General features: G+C 57.7%; 16 protein-coding genes. 4 read left to right on the forward strand and 12 right to left on the reverse strand.

Annotation, left to right across the window (positions count from 1 at the left end; translation table 11 throughout):
- From U740_RS05885 to U740_RS12110, 8 genes are all read right to left on the reverse strand, one after another.
- Nucleotides 1-1,326, reverse strand: coding sequence for a hypothetical protein (locus U740_RS05885; RefSeq protein WP_036859665.1), 1,326 nt, complete (start codon nucleotides 1,324-1,326; stop codon nucleotides 1-3).
- A gap of 20 nt (nucleotides 1,327-1,346) precedes the next feature.
- Complete coding sequence (locus tag U740_RS05890) at nucleotides 1,347-2,144, reverse strand: MotA/TolQ/ExbB proton channel family protein (protein ID WP_036859667.1); 798 nt, start codon at nucleotides 2,142-2,144, stop codon at nucleotides 1,347-1,349.
- A 72-nt stretch (nucleotides 2,145-2,216) separates the two neighbouring features.
- Nucleotides 2,217-2,498 (reverse strand): hypothetical protein, encoded by a 282-nt coding sequence (locus U740_RS05895; RefSeq protein ID WP_036859669.1) that lies wholly within the window; start codon nucleotides 2,496-2,498, stop codon nucleotides 2,217-2,219.
- A gap of 6 nt (nucleotides 2,499-2,504) precedes the next feature.
- Nucleotides 2,505-4,562, reverse strand: coding sequence for a PEGA domain-containing protein (locus U740_RS05900; protein WP_036859671.1), 2,058 nt, complete (start codon nucleotides 4,560-4,562; stop codon nucleotides 2,505-2,507).
- Nucleotides 4,559-6,058: a tetratricopeptide repeat protein gene (locus U740_RS05905; RefSeq protein ID WP_036859674.1), complete on the reverse strand. Its 1,500-nt coding sequence runs from the start codon at nucleotides 6,056-6,058 to the stop codon at nucleotides 4,559-4,561. Before U740_RS05905 ends, U740_RS05900 begins: the two co-directional genes overlap by 4 nt.
- Before the next feature lie 5 nt (nucleotides 6,059-6,063).
- On the reverse strand, nucleotides 6,064-7,206 hold the full coding sequence (locus U740_RS05910; RefSeq protein ID WP_235189820.1) for a hypothetical protein: 1,143 nt from the start codon (nucleotides 7,204-7,206) through the stop codon (nucleotides 6,064-6,066).
- A 43-nt stretch (nucleotides 7,207-7,249) separates the two neighbouring features.
- Nucleotides 7,250-7,993: a hypothetical protein gene (locus tag U740_RS05915; protein WP_036859677.1), complete on the reverse strand. Its 744-nt coding sequence runs from the start codon at nucleotides 7,991-7,993 to the stop codon at nucleotides 7,250-7,252.
- Between the two features lie 7 nt (nucleotides 7,994-8,000).
- On the reverse strand, nucleotides 8,001-9,458 hold the full coding sequence (locus tag U740_RS12110) for a tetratricopeptide repeat protein (protein WP_051921243.1): 1,458 nt from the start codon (nucleotides 9,456-9,458) through the stop codon (nucleotides 8,001-8,003).
- Between the two features lie 172 nt (nucleotides 9,459-9,630).
- Here U740_RS12110 and U740_RS05930 point away from each other — a divergent pair, with 172 nt between their 5' ends.
- From U740_RS05930 to U740_RS05940, 3 genes are all read left to right on the forward strand, one after another.
- Nucleotides 9,631-10,521, forward strand: a complete 891-nt coding sequence (locus U740_RS05930) for an AEC family transporter (protein ID WP_036859684.1) — start codon at nucleotides 9,631-9,633, stop codon at nucleotides 10,519-10,521.
- Between the two features lie 22 nt (nucleotides 10,522-10,543).
- Nucleotides 10,544-11,728, forward strand: coding sequence for a CaiB/BaiF CoA transferase family protein (locus U740_RS05935; protein ID WP_036861438.1), 1,185 nt, complete (start codon nucleotides 10,544-10,546; stop codon nucleotides 11,726-11,728).
- A gap of 92 nt (nucleotides 11,729-11,820) precedes the next feature.
- Nucleotides 11,821-12,603: a gamma-glutamyl-gamma-aminobutyrate hydrolase family protein gene (locus U740_RS05940; RefSeq protein ID WP_036859685.1), complete on the forward strand. Its 783-nt coding sequence runs from the start codon at nucleotides 11,821-11,823 to the stop codon at nucleotides 12,601-12,603.
- A gap of 194 nt (nucleotides 12,604-12,797) precedes the next feature.
- Here the strand turns inward: U740_RS05940 and U740_RS05945 are convergent, their stop codons facing one another.
- Complete coding sequence (locus U740_RS05945) at nucleotides 12,798-13,883, reverse strand: ATP-binding protein (RefSeq protein ID WP_036859687.1); 1,086 nt, start codon at nucleotides 13,881-13,883, stop codon at nucleotides 12,798-12,800.
- A gap of 10 nt (nucleotides 13,884-13,893) precedes the next feature.
- Complete coding sequence (locus U740_RS05950; RefSeq protein WP_051921244.1) at nucleotides 13,894-16,191, reverse strand: ATPase, T2SS/T4P/T4SS family; 2,298 nt, start codon at nucleotides 16,189-16,191, stop codon at nucleotides 13,894-13,896.
- A 161-nt stretch (nucleotides 16,192-16,352) separates the two neighbouring features.
- Between U740_RS05950 and U740_RS05955 the strand changes: the two genes are divergently transcribed.
- Nucleotides 16,353-16,988, forward strand: a complete 636-nt coding sequence (locus U740_RS05955; protein ID WP_051921245.1) for a class I SAM-dependent methyltransferase — start codon at nucleotides 16,353-16,355, stop codon at nucleotides 16,986-16,988.
- 5 nt (nucleotides 16,989-16,993) lie between these two features.
- On the opposite strand, the gene U740_RS05960 is transcribed toward U740_RS05955, so the two are convergent.
- Both U740_RS05960 and U740_RS05965 read right to left on the reverse strand, forming a co-directional pair.
- Nucleotides 16,994-17,923, reverse strand: a complete 930-nt coding sequence (locus tag U740_RS05960) for a ribose-phosphate diphosphokinase (protein WP_036859688.1) — start codon at nucleotides 17,921-17,923, stop codon at nucleotides 16,994-16,996.
- Entirely contained in the window at nucleotides 17,920-19,431 is a 1,512-nt protein-coding gene (locus U740_RS05965) for a thymidine phosphorylase family protein (protein ID WP_036859690.1), read from the reverse strand. The genes U740_RS05960 and U740_RS05965 overlap by 4 nt, the downstream gene beginning before the upstream one ends.
- Nucleotides 19,432-19,577: the final 146 nt, after the last annotated feature.

The raw sequence follows: 19,577 nt of genomic DNA on the forward strand, positions 1-19,577 counted from the left end.
TCAGGTCACCTCGATCAGGTCCAGCTGATCGCCGCCTATCTGGAGACTGTCGCCGGCCCGCAGGTCCGCGGGGTCACCTTCGACCGCGACAGCAGAGCTTTCGGCCCTGAGCTGCACACTGCCCTGTTCGCGAACCAGGCAGCAGTCGCCCCCGGCGCCTTGTGTAAAACGCAATTGATCGCCATCCCGCGTAATCGCCAGACGATTGCCGATGGCATAGGCCCGGTGTCGATAAAGTAGGTGGGTCGCAGCGGCGGAGGCTTTTGACAGGGTTACGTCCGGCTGGGGCTCCGGCTCAGACGTCTGTTCGGACGCCGCCGCTGTTGCCGTGCTCGTGGCAGCTGATCTGCAGGGAAGCCGGGTAATAAAGTGGAGATTTTCGGGGTCACCGGTGATGACCTCCAGGTGATTTCGACAACCGGTAATGGCGGCGTTCTCATCCAGCGTGGCAGACGGGGCGAGATGCTCCCGGATGCCCGGCAATTGCGCGGCGCGATGACTGAGTAGCAGGGTCTCGCCATTGGTTTTCAGGTCCGACAGTTTGCCCTGCAACAGCTGGAATCGCGATGCGCTGCTGGCCAGCAGCTCGGTGCGACTGAGTACCAGCCGGTAATGTCCCTGTGGGCTGTCAAGTTCGGCAGTGATTTCCGCCTGGCCCTGCAGTGCCGATAACCAGACTGGCAAACGGTTGTACAGCTGTTGCTCTCCCGCAGCGGTGTGCAGGGGGTCATAGCGGTACTGGCGGATAAACTGGTTGGCAATGTGTTGTGCCCAGAGGTCATGGAAAGTTTTCAGGCCAACGTTGCTGATGATTTCCACGCCGGTGCGCTCAATCTGCTGCGCCACATTAAGCCGGGTAATCACGGTCTGGTGGAGCTGAATATCCAAATGAACCAGGGTCCCGATTGCGTCAGCGTGACTGGCGGCCGCCACGGCGGCGTCCACCAGCCCGGTTGCCTCAAATGGCGAGGCTTTCGCCAGGCCCAGCAGAATGGATAACTGGCCCCGGTCAAAACTTCCGGGAACGGCAAAGACCACCTGATCCGGGTGACCGCTGTCGCGGTGCAGTGCCAGAAGTTGCGCGTAGGCCATATCGGCGTAGTGACGCGCGTGCTTGCTGGTGACGGGCAGGGGGGAGAGATTGAGTTGCCACCAGTACTGGTTGAAACTCTGTTGTGGTTCGAGGTAGGCGCGCTGCAGGGCGGCCTCGCCGGTGGTAATACCCTCCGGGGTGAGCAGTGCATAGCCGGGACTGACGGTCAAATCACCCCGATCGTTTACGCAGCAAATACCTGCGTCATTCAATTCGATGATGGCAACACTCATGATGTGGTCTGTCCCGCTGTTCAGTCGGTTTTCAGGTGACGCAGCAAATTGCTGTCACAGTAGCTGTGGGTGTCCAGCACCAGCCGTTCCTGGAGCAGCTGCAGTTGATGCAGCATGAACATCACTACAATACTGATAACCAGAGCAATAAATGTGGAGTTGAATGCTACCCCAAGACTGGCCGTGACACCGGCAATATCGCCTTCCACCGCCTTGTGTGCCTGACTGAGGGCCTCTCCGATACCGCGAACCGTGCCGATAAAACCGATGGATGGAATCGCCCAGGCGATATAGCGAACCATGGATAATTCCGAGTCGAGTCGGTCGGATTCGGTGTCCAGTACGTCGCCCACAGCGCTGGAAACGTCCTGGATATTGCGCGTGGAACCGAAGCGCTGTAGTGCCGCCAGCAGTGTTCGGGGCACCAGATAGCCCTGTTGTGCCTCGGGCAATGCCTGAACAGGACGGGACATTTGTCGCGCATCCTCCGGCAGCACACGGCTGCCCTCGCTGACACCGAGCAGTGGTAGGGACAGCAGCTTTCGTTCATTGACAGTGCGCCGCGCTTTGTAACCCATGATGGCAAAGGCCCACAGCATCAGGATAAAGCAGGCTTCCTGTTCGTAATCCTTCACCACAATGTAAAAAGAGCGTTCTGCCACATAGGCTTCGCCGGCAGCCTCCCGGGCCAACTGCTCCTGTAAAATGGCATTGGCGTTGGGGCGGATCAGCGTCACGTAGAAACTGTGCACCAGAATCAGGGCCAGAATCAGGGCGAACAGCTGGTAGAGAAACTCCGAGGAGGTGTTATTCCGCATAGGTGGCTACTCCGCAAATATCCGGGCCGGTTTGATGATAACTGGCAGGGTTGTGATGGCTGTGTGAGGATGTCATATATCCACCGGGAAGGGGATGGCAATATCCTCGGAAATTTCTTCCGTCGGGGAAAAGTCCGGGCTTGTCCGCCGCGACGTGCTTGACGGGGCCGGTTTGGCTGGTGGTGAGCTGGCGGCATCGTCGCTTGATTGCTTGCCGGACGCGCCTGTCACCTGTTTTGTGTCTGGCTCTTTGCCTTGCTCCGGTTCATTAGCATTAGGATTGGCGATCAGGCAGATCGGGAGTCCGCCTATCAGCAGCGCCGCGAGGCAGGTCTTGAGAGTCTTTAGCGCCATAGGATATCACTCCACATTGCGCGCCACCCTGAAGCCCAGGTCGTCCCGGCCATCGAGACCGTAATCGCGGTAGGACAGCCGCAATTGAATGATATTGCCGTGGCGCCAGCTGGCTCCCCGAATCACGCGAAATTCACCGGAAGCCGGGCCGGTGGGGTCTTTTTCGGCACTGCTACCAAGACTGAATTCAATACCATAATAATCATTGACCCACTCTGCCACATTGCCCTCCAGGTCGTGGAGCCCCCGGTGATTGGCGGAGAAACTGCCCACTGGGGCGGAGACGGCAAAACCGTCGTTGTAACCGGTCAGGACTTGGTCAACCATTCTCGAAGCGCTGCTGTCGGCAAAATTTCCGGCACCGTCGGCCGGTGGAAATTGCTGTCCCCAGCCAAAGCGTTTTGCGTCGCCGGAGGTGGCCCGTGCCGCCCATGCCCATTCCGCTTCAGTGGGCAGGCGGTAGCCGTTTGCAGCGGGGTTGGTGCCGGTGATCTTGCCGCCGGACTCTCTGTAGAAAGGCGGCAGATTTTCTCTGGCGCTCAGCCAGTTACAATAACGGGCAGCCTGATCCCAGCTGACATTGACCACCGGTTGTTCTGGTTGATCCAGCGTTGTGCCGCGCACATGTGATGAGCTGTGCTGACGGGCAAACTGCTTGAATTGCCGATTGGTCACTTCTTTGGTGGCGAGGTAAAATGGACGTGTCAGTTGCACATCGCGCAACACCTCATTGGCCCGCCGACCGCTTTCACGGCGCGGTGCGCCCATCTTGAAAGCGCCCTCGGGTCGGAAAAGTGTCAATGCCTGCCCCGCTTTGCTGGTAATGCTGGTGGGTGTGTTGGCCCACCTGGCCGCCTGCTCAGTGAGCAGCTTTACCTGTACCAGTTGATCGAGTCCGGGTTTTGGTGTGATGGTGCGTGTTTCAGTGGCGTAGCCGGGCTTGCGAATTTCTATCCGGTGGGGGCGGGCGGGCAGGCTGAAGGTCTGCCCCGGTTTGCCCCTTGCTACCCCGTCGATCCAGACAGTCGCATCTGCCGGACTGGCGGACACCCGGATTTTCCCCATGCTCGCATTGAGGGTGATCGACAGTTGCCTTTTCTCACCAGCAGACAGCGTCAGGGCCTGTTTACTGGTGACATAGCCGTTGGCAAAAAAGGACAGCTGGTGTGACTGGTCTGGCGGCAATTCGAGATCCAGTGGTGTGACGCCCCGATAGGCACCGTTTACCGTTACGGTGGCACCGTTCGGTGAACTGGTCACTGAGAGGGTCGCATCGGCGGGCTCGAAAATGATCTCTGGCAGTGTCAGGGTTTCACCCACGTCGACGCGCAGTTTTTGCTGCCAGGTCTTGAACCCCTCTAGCTGCACACGGACATTCTCACCCTTGGCAAGGAGTTCTGTGATCAGGGGGGTGCGGCCTCGCGACTCGCCCTCGATAATGACCTCCGCGCCGCTGGGTTTGGAGCTTAACTGAACCTGACCCCAGGCCTGTGCGAGGGTCACGGCCAGTGATTGGGTGCGATCCAGTCCGACGATGGTCACGGTGTCTTTTGCGGGGGAATAGCGCGGGGCCTGGACGACCAGTTGGTGATCGCCCGGTGGCAGGTCACGAACCGTCAGGGGTGTTGTTCCCGCATGTTCGCCGTTTACCAGTACCTCTGCACCGGCGGGGGTGCTGGAAAGCTCCAGATGGCCCGGTTTTTTAGCCATCGCCAGTTCCAGCAACTGATGCTTGTCGGGACCGACTGAAAAGGCCTGTTGCAAGGGGAGGTAGCCCTCAGCCATGGCACTTATCCGATAATCTCCCGGACGAATCAGATAGTGGTCAGCCAGCTTGAACGTGATGCCACCGCTGATCGAGAGGTCGGCGCTGGCGGGGCTGACTTGTACGACCACCGATTTGGCAGTGAACAAAAATCCCAGAACCAGGCCGCTCACCAGCAGTGCCGCGGCGATAATGCCCGTCAGGGGTTTGACAGTGAAACGTCTGCTGGCAACGGTCTCGCCCAGGGGGACAAAGGTTGCCGGCTCGATAGTCTGAGGCTGTTGTCGATGTTCGGTCACGAAATCGGGTCCTTGCAGATCACTACCACCGGTTGACTGAGCCCTTCCGGGCCAAGCTGGAACTCCACCCGTACATCCCGATAGCCGCGACGGGTTCCCACTGCGACGTATTTTCCGGGAATCAGTGAGATCTGCTTGCGTTGAAATTTACCCAGTTCGCCCTGTCGGTAGAGTGTGACCAGGGTGTCCTGGTCGGACACCAGCTCCACCTGAACCGGGGTGGTCGCTGTTTTCATTGTTTGATCCAGGCGGCTGATCTGTTCCTTTAATTTGGCGCCGGGAGACTTGATGGCTCGTGCGTCTGCCAGAATCCGTTGAGCCTCTTGTCGTACGTTATCTGATGACAGACGCAGCGGCTGATCGAGTATGCCGCGAATCTGGTCGTCCAGTTGTGCGCGGGCATTGCTTCGAATCTGTCCCAGCCGGGCTTCCATCACGGAACTGTCGATCGCCATAATTTTGGCGTAGGTATCCCGGGCCTGATGCCACTGTTCGCGGCTTTCCAGTGCTGTGGCCTGGCTCAGCAGGGATTGAAGGGTTTGCTTGGTGGCGGCACTGGATGCCTGGGTAAGTCCGCTGCGGGCCGCCGGATCATCTGGCTTGAGTTGCAGGGCCTGTTTGAACGCGGTTTTTGCGCTGTCCAGCTGGTTGCGTTCCAGTGCGGTGTAACCACGGCTCATGGCCTCATTAAACCGATTGTCCAGGATTTTGGCATTGACGGCTTCCAGTCCGGCAGCGGCGGGCGTGTGGTCAGCGTCCAGCTCCAGGGCTTTCCGGTAGAGGGTTCTGGCCTGGGGCAGGTCGTTGTTTTGCCGGGCAATGGTAGCCTCTGTCACCAGCTCGGTGACCTGGTCCAGTACCTCGGCTCTGGACAAGCCGCGGGCCGCCTCGGCATTATCCGACGCGATGGCCTGCACCTGTTCAAACTGCCGGGTTGCTTCTTCGGCATCACCGTTATTGAGTGCGGTTTGTCCCGCCGTCAGTGCGTCGCTGACTCGTTGAGGGATAGACGTTTCCAGTGTGGTGAGTTGATTCAGGGCTGACTGGTAGGCGTCCTGTGCCTGATCAAAGGCGCGCTGGCGATAGTGGGTATCGCCGGTTGCAGCAACCGCAAGTGCCCTGTCAAAGGCTTCCCTGTCCCAGAGTTCTACATTTTTGCTCTCAAGAAAGGCCTGCTTTTCAAGAATCTTGCTCAATACATCCTGTGCCGCACGTCTCGCTGTGGCTAACTGTGCGTCTCGGAACGGTGATTCTGCCGTCGGGGCCGCCGTGCGGTCAGATACAATTGGCACGGGGGGGGTGTCCGGCGGTTGAATCAGTGCCGGGAGTACAAAGATCACCACCAACGCCAGCAGCACACAGAGAGCCAGTGCTACCCAGCTGGCGGGTCGTTGTTGCCAGGGCAGGTTATCCGCTTTGCGGCTGTCTTCGGGGGTGACAGGAGTAAATGCTATGTCGCTCGGCCTGATCGGGTCCTGGTCGTTACTTCCGCTCATGGGGCTTAAATTCCACCGCGTTCGGCCTGATAAATCTCCCGCAGCAGGGTTTTCCACTGTGCATATTGGGCGGCAGCATTGCCGGTCAGAGTGATTGTGCGATCTTCCAGCTCAATGACTCTCGGTTCTATCTCGGCTTCAAGTGATTGGGCGAGCTCGGCGAGTGTGTCCTCATGAATCTGCAGTTCGGCTCTTTTTGACAGACCGCTTTTTACCAGCAGGGCCCCGCTACCGATAGCCACTGCCCCGGCAGCGCGTCCGGAACCGCTGTTGCTGCCGGAGGCCAGAATGCCACCAATAATCGCGGCTACTCCACCGATGGTGCGATTGCGGGACTGGCGTTTCAGTTCTCTGAGGGCCACGAGCTCGTTGTAACTGGCGGCTCGCCATTCCTGATAGGGGCTGTCCATGCGGCGGGTAAAGGCGTCGTAATGTTCCTGCATGGTATCAATGAAAAGGTAGTCGCGCTGGCGAATCTGCCGGATGCGTTGCAGGATAGGGTCATTCTCTGCCGGCAAACGGCTGATTTCCAGCTGGCCACCCGGTGTCTCCCTGATATGGTCGCTGAACGCCTCCGGGGAAAAGTCCCGCGCAAATCGCAGTTCCGCTATGGTGCGCAGTTTATTGACATTTTCTGCACTCATCTGCTGACGGTATTCCAGGAGGTCGTTGGCAATCCGGTTATAAAGGCCCTGAAACGGATCTCGCTGTAGCTGGTTTTGCCGGTTGTAGGCATAGTTGCCCACCGTTTCGGTGTAGGACTTGGTATACCAGTGGCGATTGCTGGAATCGGTGACGGTGATATCCAGTGCCAGTGTTTCGCCGTTGGAGGCGACGATTTTCCCGGCCACATAGACCTCTGTGACCGTTTCCCTACCGGGTACCAGTCGCACTGCGCCCCAGGCGCCGGTTTTCTGAATGGTCGCGGCCAGCTGGTTTGGCAGGTACTGTGCTTCGGCTGTGCGCACGGTTGGCGAGACACTGGTATCGTCCGATTCGATGTTTTCCAGACCGGGCTCGAAAGGCAGCACTGCCAAGTCGAGTAGCTGTGACTCAACCACTGGCGCAGTCTGCTGCTCCAGCGGTGTCACGACTGTACTGGTGACCCGGTTGGTGCTGCAGGCCGCCAATAACAGCAGCGCAGACAATACGAATACCCGTTGTAGTAGATACTTCCAGTTGACCAACCTGTTATCGCCCCTCTTTATATTTGCGGTACTCGTCCCAGAGTTTTTCTCTCAATACCGGGTCCTGTTCTTTCATGGCTGCCTCACGGATCTGGCGAGCCACAATATCGTCATCGTGGCCATCGGGAATATTTGCTGGAACCGTACTGCCTCCACTGCGACCGATGATTGCACCGTCTCCACCGTAGGTGGTGGCTTGTCCCGATGGTGGTTCGCTGGCGCCGTCCGGGCCGCTGGCTTCTTCATCGCCGGGTCTTCCTGATGGACCGCCCCCGAGTTCCTCGGTGATATCTGCCTCTTCAAACAGGGGGCCTCCCGTGTCGGCGGGTGCCCCTTCACCGTCGCTGTCCTGTTCCCTCTCGGTAGCGGCGGCCCGTGCATCCATAATCATACCGTCAAATTCGGCCATGGAGGCATCCAGCCGTTGATCGAGAACCGCAATTTCCTCATCTGCGCTGAGTGCGCCACCCGGTGGGGGCGATGGCTGGTTTGCCGGACTACCCTGATCCGGGTTGGCTTCAGGCATTTCGCTGGGCTCACTGACGTCACTGGACTGGCTCTCGCCTGTCGTCGAAGCCGTTTCCGGAGGACTGTCCTGCTCGTTGGCCTCCTCTGTTGCCGGTGACTGGGCTTGCGGTTGTGGAGGCTGCTGGGACTGCGCCGTGGGGGACTGGGTCGGACTCTGACATCCCGGCGCACTGAGCAGGCCAACACTGAGTAACATTATGAGAAATGATCGATTCATCATTGGGAGACTACTGTATCAGGACCTTGACCGGCAATGCTTCGGTTGGCACAGGCTGGCCATTGTCAAAGCGCGGTCTGAATTTGGTATCAATAATGGTTTTCCTTGCCCGGCGTTCCAGCCCATCGCCCCCTTCCGGGGAAACACTCAATGTTGTGATTTTGCGGGGTTGCCCTTTTTCGGAGATATTAACGGCAAGCATCACATAGGCCGCGGGTATTGACGGGCTGGTCACAATTTCTGTGATGTCGGGCATTGGGGTTTCCTGTTGTTCTGATGAGCGTTCGGTGGAGGTGGTTTGGGCCGTGAGCACGGATTCGGTCTCCATAATGGCCGAATCGATCGGCCTGGGCAGCATTTTCGGCTCACCCAGCAACGCGGCAATCAGTGCTGTGTCATTCGTCTGTTGCAAGACGCGGTAGGCTTTTTGATAGTTGTCAATGGCCGGGCCGGTTAGATTGAATAGCATAAACCAATCACCGGTTTTGATATAACCGGTAGCTTTGTCGGCCGCGGATGCCGAGGGGTCCTGTTCCAGAATATCAATCATCCTGGCATTAGCCCGGCGACCGTTCTGAAAATAGTTTTTGCTGAGGAATGGGTCGTCGGCCACCCAGCGCGCCTGCTGAAATCGCTCAGACAGGAGGTCTGTATTCTCCCAACTGTTGGCGTATTTTTTCTGATGCCTGTCGAGGTAGTAGTCTGTCATTGCCGAGTTGTACAACAGCCCGGTCATGCTGCGATGATCCTCGCCATGTTGCTGCGCGGTGATGGCCAGTGCCCGATTGTAGACGCCATGGGCAACATTCAGATGGTAAATATCATCTCTGTGTCCCCGGGCATTGTAGGCCCGCAGGTGCCATTGACCGATTTCGTCCAGTAGCGGGAGTATGCGGGGATCATCGGTACCATAGGTTTTGCGGTGCAGCCAGAGTAGTTTCTGGTAGGCTTCGGCGGCCTCACTGATGAGTCCGAGCTGGATGTGGGTGTTGATAATACCGCGCAACATCGGTTCCTGGGACAGGCTGTAAACGCCGTTGTTAACACGATTCACGTACATGGCATGACGGAAGGCCTGAATAGCCTCTTTCAGGCGGTTCTGGCGCTGCAGGGTTTTGCCCAGCGCAAAGGTCAACTCGGATAACTCCGGATCAAAAGGACCGGCTAGTGCTTCGCGCCGGTCAATAGCCGACTGGTAATCGGCAATAATCTTCGCGGCTTCGGCGGCTTCGGCGGCTTCGGCGGCTTCGGCGGCTTCGGCGGCTTCGGCGGCTTCGGCGGCTTCGGCGGCTTGGAGGTCGGACTTTTCTGCCTGAGCAGTGGTTTCGCCGTGAGCCGGGTCACTCTCGATAGTTTGGCGGGCGGATTCGTGTTGCCCGGAGCCCTGTTCAACCGTGCCCGTTTCCGGTAGGTCAGCCGGGGTGTCAGCTTGAGCAGCGGGCAGACTGCCAAAGGTAAGCAGTAGCATCAACGCGCCGGTAGTATATTTTAGTGAATACCCCATAGTGAAAGCCCAGTAATGCTAGCGGTCTTAGAGATGGCTGGCAGGTGAAAGTTCCTTGCGGTATGTTGCACTTTCACGCGCTGCACAGGTGCAGTATAACGCCGCGAACAGATGAATTATCGGGGTTCAACAAATAATGTTTCTGGCTCTCTGGAATGTGATGGCGCCGGTATTGATCGCCATCACCATTGGTTATTGCTGGGGCCGCTCCCGGGTGCCCTACACCGCGGAATTCGTCACCCGTGCCGTGATGAATATCGGTGCACCCTGTCTGGTGGTCTCCGCGATCAGTCGATCGGAGATTTCAGGGTCGGAGTTTGCCGAGGTTGCCGGTGCCGCTGCGTTTGTTCTGGCCGGCTCAGCACTGCTGGGCTGGGGGGGCATTCGTGCCTCCGGCGGCGATCTCCGGGCGCTGCTGCCATCGGTGACGTTTCCCAACAATGGCAATATGGGGTTGCCGCTTTGCCTGTTTGCCTTTGGCCAGGAAGGGTTGGCCCTGGCGGTGGGCTTTTTCATCGTACAGATGACTGCCATGATGGTATTTGGCATCCCGCTACTCGACAGGCAATCCGGCAATATCTGGTCAATATTGAAAGGCTTTGCCTTTCAACCGTTAATACTTGCGGTCATTATTGGACTCGTTCTTCTGGTGGGGAATATCGACCTGCCGCAATGGCTTGACCGGTCTGTTGAACTGCTGGCCGGGTTCACCATTCCACTGATGCTGATCACGCTGGGTGTTTCCCTCTCCACGCTGAGTACGTCGGGATGGTGGCGGAGTCTGGGTTACTCGGTGCTGCGAATTGGCGGTGGCCTGGTGATGGCCTGGTTGGTGGTTGAGTGTCTGGAGATTACCGGCACTGCCCGGGGTGTGGTGCTGCTGCAGGCCATTATGCCTGCGGCAGTATTCAATTATCTACTGGCTCTGAAGTATGACCAGGAGCCGACCGCAGTGGCGGGTATTGTGGTGGCCTCCACCGTCATGGCGCTGGTTGCCGTACCAGTATTGTTGGCCGTGTTGTTATAACCGGGAGAAAGTTGTGACAGAAATGAAGCCCTTGTCGGGATACCGGGTGATCGAACTCGGCCAATTATTGGCCGGCCCCTTCGCCGGGGCACTGCTGGCCTATTTCGGGGCTGAAGTGATCAAGATTGAACCGCCTGGGAAAGGCGATCCGCTGCGCAACTGGCGGGTGGTCAGGGACGGCACATCACTGTGGTGGCGAAGTCTAGGACGCAACAAGAAATGCATTACCCTGGACTTGAAGACGGCGCGGGGGCGGCAGTTGGCAAAGCAGCTGATCGACGGGGCCGACGTGGTGATCGAGAATTTCCGGCCTGGGGTCATGGAAGCTTGGGAGCTGGGGCCAGAGCAATTCAAACAGTCCAATCCCGGCTTGGTCTACACCCGTATTTCCGGCTACGGCCAGACCGGTCCCTATGCAAACAGACCCGGTTTTGCCTCGGTGTGTGAAGGGATCAGTGGCTTTCGTTATTTGAATGGGTTTCCCGGCGAGGCCCCGGTGCGACCCAATCTCAGCATTGGCGACAGTATTGCCGGGTTGCATGCAGCATTCGGTGTGGCGCTGGCGCTGCTGTCCAGACAGTCCAGCGGCGTGGGGCAGGTGGTGGATGTGGCGCTCTACGAGGCGATGTTCAATCTGCTGGAGGCGGTGGTGCCGGAATACGATGGCGCTGGTATTATCCGTGAACCCTCCGGTACCACAGTGACCGGTATCGTACCTACCAACACCTATCGCTGCGCCGATGGAAAGTACGTGGTGATCGGCGGCAATGGCGACTCCATCTTCAAACGCTTGATGTTGGCGGCGGGCAGGCCGGATCTGGCAGAGGACCCCCGCTGTGCCGATAATGCCGGCAGGGTGCAGTGCGAGCAGGAGATCGATAGCGCCTTGTCGGCCTGGTGCAGCGAACTTCCCAGTGCAGAACTGTTGACGTTGCTGGCCGAGCAGCGGGTACCCGCAGGACCGATTTATCACGCGGGCGATATGCTGACGGACCCTCACTTCAATGCACGGGGCCTGTTCGAGCAGGTGGAGATCAATGGTGAACCGCTGAAAATTCCGGCGATGATCCCCCGACTCAGCGAGACCCCCGGTAACACCAGTTGGCCCGGCTCCGAGGTGGGCAGTCACAATGCCGAGGTGTTGGGCGGGCTGTTGGGACTGGATGAAGCTGCCCTGCAGCAGCTAAAGGCAGAGGGTGTTATTTGACAGTGCAAACAGGAGATCTAAAAAGGAATACAAACCAGAAGTGCAAACCCGGTGTGGTGGGTTGTCCACACGCAATTCAGGAGTAGGTGAGCATGGCTGGACACTGGCCGGTGGTGGGCATTCCCTGTGATGTGGTGACGCAGGGACTGCATCCCTTTCATGGCAGCGGTGAAAAATATATCAACGCACTGGCCCATGGTGCCGGTGTTAGACCGGTTATGCTACCTGCGGTGGGTACCGGCCGGGATCTGCATTCCCTTGCGGACATCTGTTCCCCGGATGAGGTGCTGGACTCGCTGGATGGACTGTTTCTAACGGGCAATATTTCTAACGTTAACCCGCAGTACTATGGTCAGCCAAGTCGTTCCGGTAACCTGCTGGACCCCCAGCGCGACACCACCGTCCTGCCGTTGATTCGCCGCGCCATCGAACGAAACATCCCGTTCTTTGCGGTCTGTCGCGGCATGCAGGAACTGAATGTGGCTCTTGGCGGTTCGCTCTATCAGTATGTGCATGAAGTGCCGGGGATGCTCGATCACCGGGAAGACCGGAGCCTCCCCAGAGAAGGCCAGTACGATTATGCCCACAACATTACCCTGACGCCGGGCGGGTTGTTGGCCACCCTCGCCGGATCCCGGCAAGTGCGGGTCAACTCTGTTCACGGCCAGGGTGTTCATCGGTTGGCGGCGAGCCTGCAAGTAGAAGCTGTCGCTCCCGATGGGCTGGTGGAAGCTGTGCGGCTGGCCGATTACAGCCGCTACGCCGTCGGTGTGCAATTCCATCCCGAGTGGCAATATCCTGAGGATATTTTCTATGCAGCGTTGTTCAGGGCCTTTGGCGATGCAATCCGCGAGAGACGGGCTGTTTGTAAATAGCCGAAGGGTTGAAAGGTCATGGCTGCCTGAACCTTCTGAAATATCGATTGCCGGGTTGGTTTCTCGGTGGACTGACCGGGGTTTTGTATGCCTCGCTGACTATTCTGAGACGGTTTCCTTCAACGGTGACCGTGGCTTCAGATACCTGGATCTCTGAGAGTGGTTTTAGTCTCTGCCTCTTTAGGTTAGAGGATTTACAGTAACCGCCGCTGTTCAAATACCGCTTGCCAGTGCGCCCCTTCCTTGACGGCCACTTCGGATTCAAAATAGTGTTTCATGCGCCGCCGGTCGTCTTTGTTATCTTTCAGGGCCGCTCCGATCAGGAAATGCACCAGGTCGCCCATCTCCATCTTGCCGTTGCGATAGTAGTAGGCGTGCACGCCCATGGCGTGGGCCACAGACACGGCCTCTGCGGTGGACATCACGGTGGCTGCAAGTCGGTCGGTACTGCGTCCATCCAGCGTCTGCCCGTTGCGCAGCTCGTGGAAAATCGTTGTCAGTACCTCGATGATCTGGGCATCGGGCTTCACATCGACACCGGACAGACGAATCAGTTTTTCCGATTCGCTGGCGACCACCTCGATTTCGTCCTGCAGTTCCCGAATCGGCGGTATGGTTTCGAAGTTCATGCGACGTTTGAGGGCTGCACTCATGGCATTGACGCCCTGGTCCAGGGAGTTGGACGTGGCAATGATATTGAAGCCCTCTCGGGCGAAGAGAACGCCGTTTTCGCGGCCTAGCTCAGGCACCAGGATCTGCCTCTCTGACATGATCGACAGCATGGCATCCTGAATGTGCTGGGGGCAGCGGGCAATTTCTTCGAAACGCACCAGCTGGCCCTCCATCATGCCCTGATAAACCGGGCTTGGAATCAGCGCCTCGGGCGTTGGCCCCGCACTCTTCAATAAGGCTTCGTTCCAGCTGTAGAGCAGTTGGCTGACATTGGTGATGGCTCCGCCCTGAATGGTGAGGGTGGATTGGCCGGAGATAGCGCTGGCCAATAATTCCGACAACCAGGATTTGGCCGTACCCGGTTCGCCGATCAGCATGGCTCCCCGGTTGGTGGCGAGACTGATGATAATCCGGGTAACCAGCTCCCTTTGGGCGACAAATTTTCGCTGAATGCCCAGCTCGTCATCACCGAGGATGAATTTTTCCACGGCGAATGGAGACATCTTCCAGCCCGGTGGTGCCGGGCCTGGGTCCCAGTCAATCAGTCGTTCCAGCTCGTCCCGGTAGAGGTTCTCGGCGCTGGGTCTCTGTATGGCTTTGTCATTCATGATCAATGTCTCAGGAGGGTTTTTCCCACTGCCAGCGGGCTTCGGGTGCCATCCGCTCGGCCGGGAGAATACGGGGCAATTCGGAGAGAGGAATGTTGCCCTGGATAACGTGGTCCAGAGCGCTGTCGCGCATGGTTATCAGTCCGCAGTCCAGTGCCAGTTTGCGCAGCTCTCCCACCGGAATCTGGCGGGCGATGGCATTGCGCAACTCCGGGTCGATGTGCAGGTATTCCACAACCCCCATGCGGCCGTGGGTGCCGCTGTCATTACACTGCTCACAACCCTTGCCGATAAAGGAGCGGAAACTGTGGGGGGTGCCATCGGGAAACACCTCCCGAAGAATGGCCTCATCCGGCTCTGCCGGAACCCGGCAGTTGAGGCAAATACGTTTTGCCAGCCGCTGGGCGATTACCGCCAGCAGTTCACTGGCCAGTGAGTTCGGGTGAACACCCAGGTCATAGAGCCGTTGCATGGCGTCGACAGCATCGTTGCAGTGGAGCGTGGAGAGCACCACATGACCGGTCTGAGAGGCCCGCATGGCTTCGACAGCGGTTTCGTTGTCACGGATTTCACCCACCAGGATCACATCCGGATCCTGACGGACAAAGGAGCGCATGGCATCAGCAAAGCTGAAGCCGATCTCCGGCCTGACCCGGGTTTGCTGGATGTTGGTAATGGAGTATTCGATCGGGTCTTCCACGGTAATCACTTTTCGGGCGCCATCATCGGCCAGTAACTGCAGGCCGGCATACAGTGTGGTGCTTTTGCCCGATCCGGTGGGGCCAACCACCAGTACCAGACCCGCAGGGTTGCGCAGTAGCCGCCGGTAGTTGTCGGCAATGGCACTGGACAGCCCTAGCTTGTCAATGCTGATCAGCTCCGAATTCTGCGGTAACAGGCGGATCACCACATGCTCGGCGTGCAATGAGGGCTGTACCTGAATCCGCAAATCGAACAGCGCGTCTCCCACCCGCAGTCGCGAACGGCCACCCTGGGGCAAACGGCGTTCGGCGATATTCAGGTCGGCGCGGAGTTTGATCACGTTGATCAGACCGCGCAGTTCGCCGGGAGTGATCTCGTAGTGCGGCAGGTCACGCAGTTCACCATCCACCCGCAGGCGGATTCGCACGGTGCGATGATACTGCTCAATGTGCAGGTCGCTGGCGCGCTCGGCCACGGCATCGAGCAACATGGCTTCAAACAGCGAAATCAGGTGGGCACCCACTTCCGGCCTGGCCTTGCCCAGCAGGTCCTGATCTTTTTCTGCAAGGACCTTTTCCTCATAGTCGGGCAGGGGGGTGGTGTGAGCCTGAACCGATAGGTCGGTGGCGGACCAGAGGCGTCTGAAATCCGTTGGTGTGACCAGAATTTTTACTAGCCTGTGCCGGGGGAAAACCTGCTGGATTTCATCCATCGACGCATCCGGATCACTGGTGGCAACCCGGAGGGTGTCGTGATCAGTGAACAGAGGGATCAGGCGGTGATGATCGAGAAAGGCCTGGGAAAACCGGTTGAAAATGGCGGGGTCCAGTCGCCTGAGCAAAATATCGACATTACCCAGCTCCAGGTTGTAGCGCTTGGCCAGGGAGCGGTATAACGCCAGATCATCCACATTTATCAGTTGTCGGACTTCATCGATAATCAGAGTGTTGTTGGTTTTTGCGCGGATTTTCGCCTCGTTGAGAATTTCCCGGTTGACGATGCCGAGTTCAATCAGGGTCTGGTCACTTTTGTTGTCGAAGCTCACCAGCCCCTGTTCAATGCGATGGATTTTCTGCTGTTCGTCCTGAACGTACTTGACCAGTTTCAACAGTGTCGATTCCGTTCGTTCAACAGATACCAGCTGACCACCCGGGGCCAATTGGTGGAGCAGGGTCGAGAGCGTCTTGAGGCCGGGCGTGGTGACCATGATGATGTCAAAGGGCGAAAACTGTGCCGAGCCCTCTTCGCCTTCGCCGTGCAGTACAATGACATTTTTCAGTTGCAGCTGGCTGAGCTTGTCCATTGCGGCATCGGCCAGGGTGGCGACCTTTTCGATACCGACGACCTTGCTGGCGATTTTGGCCAGCACCGCACAGGGGTAGCCCAGCCCTGCACCCACATGCAGGACCCTGGGGTAGTTCGGCAAAGTCAACACACTGAATATCTGTTTCAGTACTTCTGTGGTGGGAATACTTTCCCCCGCCACCAGCGATCCATTTTCGCAATTGATAAAGTGCTGTCGGTCAATTGTCTCTAGGGCCGCCTCGAAACGTGGATCAATTTTGCGATTGGCAGGATTGCCCTGTTGGGTGGTGGATATTTTCATAATGTCTGCTCTAACCACGACAGTGACAGAACCGGAGGGCTTTCCCGGTGAATTATTATTCGGCTATTAAACGTAGCACTTTGCAGCGGTTGATAACAGTGCCTGGCACTTCGTGAATCGAAAGGTTTACCGGTGATCGGGTCTGGTTTAGTCTGCTGTTCATGCGTTTCGACAAGAAGTATAAAATTCAGCTGACCGACAGCACTTTCCGGCGCATGGACGAGGCCCCGGATGACCAGTTCTACCGGATTCCGCGCTTTGTCAGCCATATTGATCCCGATGCGATTGACCGGGTGACTGAACTGTACCGCGAATACCTGTCTGCCGACACGGCGGTGCTGGATTTGATGAGCAGCTGGCTCAGCCATCTGCCCGAGGAGCTGGCGCTTGGTCGCGTGGTCGGTCTGGGCATGAATGACCGGGAGATGGCGCGGAATCCACAGCTCGACCAGTGGGTGGTGCATGATCTGAACCGTGAACCTTCACTGCCGTTTATTGACGGGGAATTTGATGCCGTATTGATCTGTGTCTCGATTGATTATCTGACGGATCCTGTCGCGGTGCTGCGGGATGCGGGTCGGGTGCTCAAGCCAGATGCCCCGTTGATTATCACCTATTCAAATCGCTACTTTGAGTCGAAGGCGACTGCTGCCTGGTTGTATCTTAATGATGAGCAGCGCGCCTATCTGATCAAGACCTTTCTTGAGGAGGCCGGTTGCTACCGGCAGATTGAGCTGATGGACCGGAGTCCTCCGTGCGGCGACCCGTTGTTTGCCGTTGTTGCCAGGGTGGCCTGAACCCTTTACCTGTTGCCAGAACCCTGATTGCCCCCGATTCCCGAGCATCGCTGAATGGCGGGAACCAGCAGGGGAGTCACATCAATACAGTTGGTGGCATGGGGGATGGTGTTGCAGGTGGCCAGTTCCGTCAGGCCGGACTGCAACAGCAGCTCATCGACACGGTCGGCAAAAATACCGTGGATCGCCGCGCATTTAACCCGGCTTATACCCTGTTGCCGGACTGCCTGTAGACACTTCAGGATGGTTTGGCCACTGGAGATGACATCATCGATGATTACTGCTGTTCGATCCTGATAGCCTGCAAGGTCGGGAAGTGTGACTACCACATCCCGGTCGCCGTGCCGCTGCTTTTCGCCGATCACATAGGGATGGCCACTGGCCAGGGCAACCCGCGAGACCCACTGTTCACTCTCGCTGTCCGGCCCGATCAGTAACAGGGAGGATTGATTGGTCAGCCAGTCAGTGAGAGCTGTTGTGCCTTCAACCCTGACACTGGGTACGGTGTAGATATCGGCCAGTGAATGGTAGCGATGAAGGTGTGGGTCCACTGTCACCAGCCAGTCGATATGGGTCGACAGCAGGCGGGCAAACAATCGTGAGGTGACTGCCTCGCCATTATGAAAACGGCAGTCCTGACGCATGTAACACAGGTAGGGGGCGACCAGGCCCACCGAACTTGCTCCCAATTCCCGCAGGGTTTCCAACAGAAATATCAGCGGAAGCAATTTATCATTCGGGTTGGCCAGGTTTGCCACCACAATGCAGTGGTGGCCGGCCACCGGTATGGCAACCTTGAGATAGGTTTCCCCATCCGGAAACAGGCGGGTCTCGAGCGTTCCCAAGGTCGCTGCCAGTTCGCGGCAGAGGGGTACCAGCAGGGGATGGTCATCAAGGGAGAACAACAGGGGTGGATGTTGGTCGGCAGGGTTCATGACGACTCCCCAATCGTAAACACAGGGCCATTATCCCGGTAAAAAGCCAGCGCATAATCCTGTTCTCCCTGACTCTCTGAAAAGAGGGTAAAGAGTGCCTGTCCTTTTGTGACAGGCTCCCCCAGTGAGGCCGCCAGACGAAGCCCCGCTGCCGGATCGGTCGGCGCTCCAGCCAGTTTCGCCACTCTGGCGAGCCTGCGATTGTCGATTGCCGTGACCACGCCGTCCCGATCGGCCACCTCAATATGCCGGAAACGGGCCGTGGGCAGGGTTTTCAGCCCGCCCTGGGCCTTGGCGATACGTTGAAACTGTCGCCATGCCTGCCCGCTGTCCAGTATTTCCGTGGCCTGATCGATGCAGGTTGCAACGCCGTTAGCCTGGGCCATATCCAGCAGGTTGGCGGCAAGAAACAGCGAACGTTGCCGCAAATCCTGAGGTGCGTCGGTCTGGCATTGCAGTACGGATAAAATATCCCGGGCCTCCTCAACCGGGCCGATGCCATAGCCGATTGGTGCACTGCCATCCGTAATCAAACAGCGCAGCTGAATGCCACAGGCCGCGCCCACCAGGGTGAACATGGATGCCAGCTTTTCGGCTTCGTCCTGGGTTCTGATTTTTGCTGTTGCGCCAACGGGGATATCGATTACCGCGTGGGTTGAGCCAGCCGCTATTTTTTTGGATAACACTGACGCGATCATCTGGCCTTCGCCATCCAGGTCCAGTGCCCGCTCTACCCGGATCAGCAGATCATCAACCGGACTCAGGCTAACTCCGCCGCCCCACACCAGACAGGCATCGGTGGCACCGACCACATGGCGGATTTCCTCCAGCTTGAGGTTGACGTTGGTCAGAGTATCCATGGTGTCTGCGGTGCCCGATGGCGAGGTGATCGCCCGCGAGGACGTCTTCGGGATAATCAATCCCGCTGAACTGACAATGGAAACAAGGATCGGTGTGGTGCGATTGCCCGGTAAGCCACCGATGCAATGCTTGTCGAAAATACGAAGGTGGCCCGGCCACTCGAGCCGTTTGCCGCATTCCACCATCGCCTTGGTGAGGCTGATAATTTCGTCTACGTCCAGCCTGTTGCCTGCACAGGCGCTGAGAAAACTGGCGATGGCAACGTCGGTGTAGTGGTGGCCGCTGATGTCCGTGATGATACTTTTGATTTCGGATTCGCTGAGCTTGTGACCGTAAATTTTCTTGCGGACCAGACTCAGTGAGTTCAGCAATGGCGCGTTATGTATCTTCACCGTGTCGCCACTTTTGATCTGTAAGTCATGCATGGCGACCTTTGACAGGCCTGCATAACCCTCAGGAAGAATGTGATTGTCCACCACATTCAAGGTGGCAATCAGCGAATGACCATTGCTTTTCAGTGTCAGGCGACTGCTCGCAGAGAACCCTTCCGACTGACAAACCGGCGAATCCTTGCGCATGTACACCACGGATTCCTGGTGGGTATCGATACCCATATCGACCACTTTGACAACATGGTCCACCTCCATACACGACTTCTCCTGAACAGCGATCATCAACGTCTGATACCGGCACTATTCTAGGGTAATTTTATCGCCAATCGGATATTTTCCTGTTTCGGAGTGGTGAGGGAGGCTGTGCTGGCCAACCATTGAGCAGCATAAGGGGTAAACGC

The organism is Porticoccus hydrocarbonoclasticus MCTG13d, assembly GCF_000744735.1.
GTDB lineage: Bacteria > Pseudomonadota > Gammaproteobacteria > Pseudomonadales > Porticoccaceae > Porticoccus > Porticoccus hydrocarbonoclasticus.